The 7077-nt window shown below is 37.2% G+C and carries 6 protein-coding genes; all 6 read right to left on the bottom strand.

The genetic code is table 11. The annotated features are described in order from the left end of the window. A partial coding sequence (locus EWV66_RS04985) for a hypothetical protein (RefSeq protein ID WP_287107087.1) occupies nucleotides 1–1618 on the bottom strand: 1618 nt, incomplete at its 3' end. 10 nt (nucleotides 1619–1628) lie between these two features. Further along, nucleotides 1629–2693: an NAD-dependent epimerase/dehydratase family protein gene (locus EWV66_RS04980; protein ID WP_287107086.1), complete on the bottom strand. Its 1065-nt coding sequence runs from the start codon at nucleotides 2691–2693 to the stop codon at nucleotides 1629–1631. A gap of 58 nt (nucleotides 2694–2751) precedes the next feature. Further along, nucleotides 2752–3441, bottom strand: coding sequence for a class I SAM-dependent methyltransferase (locus EWV66_RS04975; RefSeq protein WP_287107085.1), 690 nt, complete (start codon nucleotides 3439–3441; stop codon nucleotides 2752–2754). 30 nt (nucleotides 3442–3471) lie between these two features. Next, complete coding sequence (locus EWV66_RS04970; protein WP_287107084.1) at nucleotides 3472–4740, bottom strand: glycosyltransferase; 1269 nt, start codon at nucleotides 4738–4740, stop codon at nucleotides 3472–3474. A 177-nt stretch (nucleotides 4741–4917) separates the two neighbouring features. Further along, nucleotides 4918–5985 carry an NAD-dependent epimerase/dehydratase family protein gene (locus tag EWV66_RS04965; RefSeq protein WP_287107083.1) on the bottom strand — a complete coding sequence of 356 codons (1068 nt, stop codon included), beginning with the start codon at nucleotides 5983–5985 and terminating at the stop codon, nucleotides 4918–4920. Nucleotides 5986–6055: 70 nt separating this feature from the next. Beyond that, nucleotides 6056–6835 carry a pantothenate kinase gene (locus tag EWV66_RS04960; RefSeq protein ID WP_052278117.1) on the bottom strand — a complete coding sequence of 260 codons (780 nt, stop codon included), beginning with the start codon at nucleotides 6833–6835 and terminating at the stop codon, nucleotides 6056–6058. Nucleotides 6836–7077: the final 242 nt, after the last annotated feature.

Below are 7077 nucleotides of genomic sequence, written 5' to 3'. Positions count from 1 at the left end.
GTTTTTCTGTATAAGCAGAATAGGATTGAATAATCGGCCTCGGTTTCCAATTAAGCTGATTGCCCGGAATAAGTGAAAATTCCCAGGGAATTATATCAATAGTTTTGCCTTGCACTTTTCCCAGCACAGAATCGGGTATTTTGGTAGCGGCAGCAATGACTTGTAAATTTTTAGTTGTACTCCTTTCACCTCGCATTTCTAATTCTCTGGGATTAAGCATAGAGGAAATGACAACCCCAATATTATTAACCACTCTATCGGGACTGAAATTACTCCACTGGCGAGCATTTTCCAGTATGGTTGAATTAGGACTAGAGGTGATAATAATACATCCCAAAAAAATTATTCCCCAAGCACAATAAGCAATTTTCTTCAACCGAGATTTTTTAATAATTGTTGTATAGAGAGAAGCTGAGACAATAACCACAAGTGTAAAAACAACAACGTGAGCATCTTGCCTAACAAATCCATGCTTAAATGATAAAAATATAGGAAAAATATAGGCAATAGCGAGACTAGGGTTTTGGTCTATAATTGCCAGCGACATTAAAAGCAAACTTAAGGCAAAACAGAGCAAAGCAATTAGTAAACGCGGGTAATTTCCTACAATACTCATCGCACTGGAATAACCAGAAGAAATTTGCCAAGAATTGCTCAAATATTCGATGAGAGAGGGAAAATTATTGAGATTAATTGTTTGGATAAGAAGTAACCCATAAAGCCCATAAAATACTAACAGAGGTAAGAAGTTAAGTAAGTAGTTCTGATTAAATAGAAGATAGATTCTGCCTTTGATACCCCTTGCCTCTCTTAATAAGGGGGGTGCCGATGGGCGGCGGGATCTGACAATAAACCAGAGAGTTAAAGCTACTCCTCCAGCAATGCAAAGATTAACTATAATGTGAATAAAGGCTCGGTTATAAGAGGCTGGATAGAGAAAAATAAAGGCAATGGAAGGAATGCTTAAAGTTAAGTTAATACCAGCGAGAACATTTTTTATAACTATCGATGGTGACTTTTGAAAATATCCCCGAATAATATTAACAAATATGTAGATAAACAGGCTGCCTGCTAGATAAATTCCTAGAGTTAGTTTGGTGAGTATAGAGAACCCACTGATCATACCAATAGCTATAGCCAAATAATTGATGTACTTTTGAAAAAAGTTATCAAAAGACATGAGTATCAAAAGGATAAATGTTATCTGATAATCAACAGTAAAGCCGATACTGTTGTAGGGATTTCCTACTAGGGTAGCAAAAATAATTGACAGCACAAAAACTATTTGATTGCTATAGTCCTTAATAAATAATAATCTGAGAATAACTACTGCTAATAGACAAAGGTGTATCAACCAGCGAAAATAGATAATTTGGGAAAAGTTGTGATTTAAAGATGTGCCATGAACCAGATAGCCTAGGGGTCCATAGGTGAAGATAATATCTTGTCCAAAAATTAACTGTTTATGGGCAGCATCACTAATAGCAAAAGCCCAAGAAGCATCTAAACCAATTTCTAGCCAATCAATAATAGGCAAATTTGCCAGAAAAAAGTAGGCAGTAATGATAATTAGTATTCCTTTGACGACTACAGGTGATTTGAAAGATTTTTTCTGCATAATTGTTCAGTTAAAAAATACCTTTTAATTCCTTTTCGTGATTATAAATCCAATCAAAAATATCTTGGATTAATTTTCTACCGTCTCGCTGGGGTTGCCATGCAGTTATAGAACTGATTTTGCGAGAATCAGTGATAAAAATTGGCATATCTCCGGTGCGATTTTCGGGAATTGCCTCAATCATTATACTATTGCCCGTGATTTCCTGACATAGTTTTGTGGTTTCATAAAGGGACAAGGAAAAATCTTGCCCACCACCCACATTAAAAGTCTGCCCTTTGAATTGTTCTAAATTAGCAATCTGAATATCGATTAAATCGAGTAAATCAGCTACATGAAGAAAATCTCTAACCTGTTTCCCTGTACCCCCATAACCGATATATTTTAAGGACTTCTGAAAGTAATGATTAGCCACCCAAAGGGCAAAAACTCCCTGATCAACTTTTCCCATCTGCCAAGGACCAGTTAAAACTCCACAGCGATTAATTAAAGTTCTTAATCCGTAGGCATCCCCATATTCATTAATAATCAATTCCGATGCTAACTTAGTGGAACCGTAGAGAGAACGGGGCAAATCTAAGGGAAATTGTTCCGCGATACCAAAAGCAGAAACCCCAGGTAAATCTTGCTGTTCAGATAACTGAAAACGAGTATCTTTTTCTGTATAGTTTAATTGATTAAGATAGGCGATAGGATAAACTCTGCTAGTGGAGAGAAAAATAAAATCGGCTTGGGTTTGTCTAGCTAATTCTAAACAGTTAATTGTTCCAATTAAGTTAGTTTGCAAAACGTAGCCTGGGGAAGTATAACCAGCTAAAACAGAAGGTTCTGCCGAACATTCTAGGATTAAATCCACTGGCAAAGCGGATGCTTCTAAGTCTTCCGCATTTCTGACATCTCCATGAACAAACTCAATTCCCGCCTGTTTGATACGGGGAATATTTAATTCAGAACCGCGACGTTTTAAGTTATCTAAGGCGATAATTTTCCAATCGGGATAACGTTGGGCTAATCCTAAACCTAAAGAACTACCCACAAAACCCGCACCGCCAGTAATTAACACTTGCCTAGTCATAATTGTACAATCTTGATTAGTATTTATAGGTTACTTTGAATCACTGTATTGTCAGTAATTATCTAGGTTTGGTGGCTTTGACAAATAGCTGCCCACCCAAGAAATTCCAGAAAATAGGAAATTTTAAATAAATTTTGAGTAAGGTGGGTGAAGCGGGTCTTCCTTTCGTATAAAATGGTAGAAAACGAGGAATTAAAGTATCGATTCTAAAACCAATTGTTTCCAATAACTCCTTTAAAGAAAGGTGAGTTATAGGTAGTTTATGATCGATAAAATCATAGTATTCTTTATAAGAATACTTAAAATTAGGTTGAATCACTAGAAGTGATCCGCCCGGAGTTAAAATGTCATAACAAAATCCCAAAACTTCGATTAATTCTTCCGCACTATTTAAATGCTCGAAAAAGTTGGAGATGAAAATTTTATCAAATCTGATATCAAGTTTTTGCTGCTCATTAATACTGAGAATATTGAGATTCAAGACCGTTACATCAGGATTAGCAAAAACTTTTGCATCAGGATTAAGATCGATTAAGTATTTATTTTTAGACCGAATTTGGTTAATAAATTCGCAGTAACCTCCACCAATATCTAAAACTGTATCATTGACAGTAACATGATTTTGTAAAAAATTATCAACTAAAACTTTCCAAAGAGCTAATTTTGCTTTTCTTTCTTGAGGATTAAAGCGACTTTCGTAAAGTCTCTTTAAGTATTCCATTTGTCGGGTTACTTGCTCGTCTAACATGGTTTTAACCTCTGAATTTATTGGTTACTTTTATCTGATTTTTTGGACAGGTTTGCGCTTATAGTCGCCTCTAGAAAGGTGTTTTTCTAACCAGATGGAGAGAACTATAAATAAATAACGACTGCCCATTTCCTTGAGTTTTAACTTGGAAATCCCCGTGGTACGATTGCGCCAAGTGATGGGAATTGTCGTGTAGGAATATCCTCGCACGATCGCTTTTAAGGGCATCTCTACTGTTAAATTAAAATGGTGAGATAGTAGAGGTGAGATTCCTTCGATAACATCCTTACGATAGATTTTAAAGGCGTTAGTGGTATCATTAAATTTTAGCCCAAATAAAACTTGAATGAAGAGATTAGCCAAACGATTAACGATTAACTTGTGTATGGGATAATCAATAACTTTTCCTCCTTTGATAAAACGAGAACCAAAAACGCAATCGTAGCCTTCTTGGAGTTTATAATAATAGTCCACCATGTTATCGGGAGAGTCGGAATTATCTGCCATTACTACTGCAACTGCATCCCCGCTAAAATTTTCTAACCCACAGCGCACCGCAAAACCAAAACCATTGGGATAATAGTTATTGATGTAGCGAATACGGGGATTTTCTTGGTTGATTTTTTGCAGAACTGCTTCGGTGTTATCTTTGCTATTGTCATTAACCACTAGGATTTCATAATCAATTTTATCCCGTTCTAAACGTTCAGATATTAACTGAGTGGTGCTTTCGATGCAATCTTCTTCGTTGTAAGCAGGAATAACTATTGATAAGGTTTTTACCCCATAGTTATCCCTTGATTGACGTGGGTGAGAGTAACCGTCCATCTCGAAAGCTGGTGCTAATCCTTCGGGATAGTACATTTCTGTCTCATTAGTCTTATTCTTTGGTTTAAAAATTAGGCTATCACTGGCGACATAATTAATACTAGCTCCCACTAAAACCCCGATCATTGTGTTAACTCCGGGACTAATTCCTAACCAGTTTAAGAAGGGAAATATCAAGAAAACTCGCAGTAAAACTGCTAAACCTGCCGAGAGATGATAGAGAGGAAGTTGTATCAAAATCACATCTCTAATTGTCCAATCTCCCCCAGTCCACACCCAGATTCTATAGATAAAGAAACTAGCAATTAAAGATATTTCTATCGAAATAACATTAGCAACATTTTTAAGAAATGGGGTATTAAATCCCAAGTCATCAATGAACCAATAAATTAGGAACAGGTTGATTAAAAATGCCACTCCCCCAGCAATGAGAAATCGGAAAATTTTATTGTTGTAGATTTTAGTTAACATAATAGTCTCTTAAATATGCTCTGGTTTAGTTTTTCTAGGTCAATATTGCTATTAATTACTCTGACTAACTAATTAACATACTCCCTCAATTACTAGCAGTATATTTGGCTAAAAATCACTTGTGTAACGAGGGAAAAATAGCAGATAAAAACTGATCAAAATAATTCTTGATTTACTCTAAGTCCAACGGCTAACGTTTTGACTAAAAATCTCTTTGAGAATATCTGTTACTTTATAAGTTAACTGCCAATAAGGATAATGATTTTTAAACTTACTCACATCAGAAATCCACCAGATATGATCACCAATGCGATTAGTCTCCACATACTGCCAGTTTAACTTTTTCTCCGCAATCGCTTCACATTCTTGAATAGCTTCTAACATGGAACAATTACTAAAGCGACTACCACCAATATTATAAACTTCTGCTACTCGCGGGGCTTGATAAAAATGATAGAAAGCATTGACGAGATCGTAACTATGAATATTATCCCGTACCTGCTTACCCTTATACCCATAAATACTGTATTCTTTGCCAATCATCGTACATTTCATCAAGTAGGATAAAAACCCGTGTAATTGGGTTCCCGAATGACTAGGACCGGTTAAACAACCACCGCGAAAAGAGGCAGTTTTCATCTCAAAATAACGCCCGTATTCCTGTACTAATACATCCGCTGCCACTTTCGAGGCACCAAACAAAGAATGTTTACAAGCATCAATACTCATCAACTCGTCAATACCTTGAGCAAAATAAGGATGATTTTCCGAGATTTCCCAACGTAATTCTTTTTCTACTAAAGGCAATTCATTCGGTCTATCCCCATAAACTTTATTGGTGGAACAAAAAATAAATACTGCTTGGGGACAGTGTTGACGAGTATTTTCTAATAAAACTAAAGTTCCGTTAGCATTGACACTAAAATCCATATAGGGATCCTTAGCTGCCCAATCGTGGGAAGGTTGCGCCGCCGTATGGATAATTAAGGATAGATCATGACTATAGGTTTTAAATATAGCTGAAATAGCTTCATGATCACGAATATCTACAGCATGGTGAATGTATTTATCCCCGTAATCTTGGGATAATTTGGCTCGATTCCACTCCGTTGAAGCGTCTTCACCAAAAAATACCTGACGCATATTATTATCGATACCGACGACGGTATAACCCCGATCACAAAAAAATCTGACTGATTCAGAACCGATTAAACCAGCAGAACCGGTTACTAGAATGATCGCCATAACTATATACTGAATTTTTTGCCCAGTTGTTCAGAAATTTCCCAAATTGAGAAAACTTTCTCCTACTTTACTAGATAGGTTCGCCTTTGTCAATTAAACAGGAGGAGTTTCCCTTAACTGCGGCAATTCCCTCAAAAATTATCGTCTTATCCACTAGGAGTGATGTAATGGCGTTTTCTTGCCAGTAATCCCTAATTAAGTCCCCATCTCCCCCTGTTAAAATTATCCTGCTCTCTGGATATAAATTTAACCATTCCAGACTGAATTTTTCTATTCCCGCCAAAATTGTATAAATTATCCCACTTCTTATACCTTCTGCTGTTTCTTTTGCCCACATCTGCGGTAATCTTTCCGGTAAGGACACCTCTGGTAAGGCTGCCGTCCGTTCCCTTAAACTGGCTAATTGCACCTTTAACCCGGGTAAAATTGCTCCCCCCACTAGCTTTTTATCCCTATCCACTCCCGTAAAAGTTAAAGCTGTTCCCGCATCGATTACTAAACAGGGAAATCCGTATTTTTTTCCCGCACCCAATACAGCTAAAGCTCGATCGATGCCGAATGTTGGATATAAATCCAGTAAAGGAATATCTTTTAAAGTAATTATCCGTAAATTGCCATAATTTGCCCATAATTCCCTTTGGCTAGGAACCACCGAGGCGACCATCAATTCACAGTTGCATTTATTTGTCAAGAGTTTAGGGAAAATTTGTTGCAAAAATTCATCACTTAGGGGTTCTCTCAGGTGGGGAGTATCGAGACAAGCTAACAGGGTTTGACCGCAAAAATACCCCCAATGTAGCCGAGAATTGCCCATCATCAAACCTATCCAGTCAGTATCTTGCTCAGTCATTTAGTTAGGGTTTACTGAAAAAGTTTTTCCAGGGTGTGGGGTGTAGGGTGTGGGGTGTAGGGTTTCATGCTTCAACCCAACCTTGTATCTTGAGAAGTAGGCAACCCGTCCCAACCTTGGTCAGAAAAGACCGCTTCGTAGCAAGGGTCACCACCATAATCTCCCTGACAAAACTCGAACAGTCGCCGGGGTCGTCGCAAAAACAATCAATTGTTAAGCTAACAGACCGGATTGGGCAAGGA

It is taken from the genome of Microcystis sp. M_OC_Ca_00000000_C217Col (assembly GCF_007095585.1).
Lineage (GTDB): Bacteria > Cyanobacteriota > Cyanobacteriia > Cyanobacteriales > Microcystaceae > Microcystis > Microcystis panniformis.
This window is presented reverse-complemented; position numbering and strand designations above follow the sequence as displayed.

Excerpts from the sequence above, each read along its gene's own strand:
- EWV66_RS04980 (WP_287107086.1), bottom strand. The coding sequence starts at position 2,693 with ATGACTAGGCAAGTGTTAATTACTGGCGGTGCGGGTTTTGTGGGTAGT.
- EWV66_RS04975 (WP_287107085.1), bottom strand. The coding sequence starts at position 3,441 with ATGTTAGACGAGCAAGTAACCCGACAAATGGAATACTTAAAGAGACTT.
- EWV66_RS04970 (WP_287107084.1), bottom strand. The coding sequence starts at position 4,740 with ATGTTAACTAAAATCTACAACAATAAAATTTTCCGATTTCTCATTGCT.
- EWV66_RS04965 (WP_287107083.1), bottom strand. The coding sequence starts at position 5,985 with ATGGCGATCATTCTAGTAACCGGTTCTGCTGGTTTAATCGGTTCTGAA.
- EWV66_RS04960 (WP_052278117.1), bottom strand. The coding sequence starts at position 6,835 with ATGACTGAGCAAGATACTGACTGGATAGGTTTGATGATGGGCAATTCT.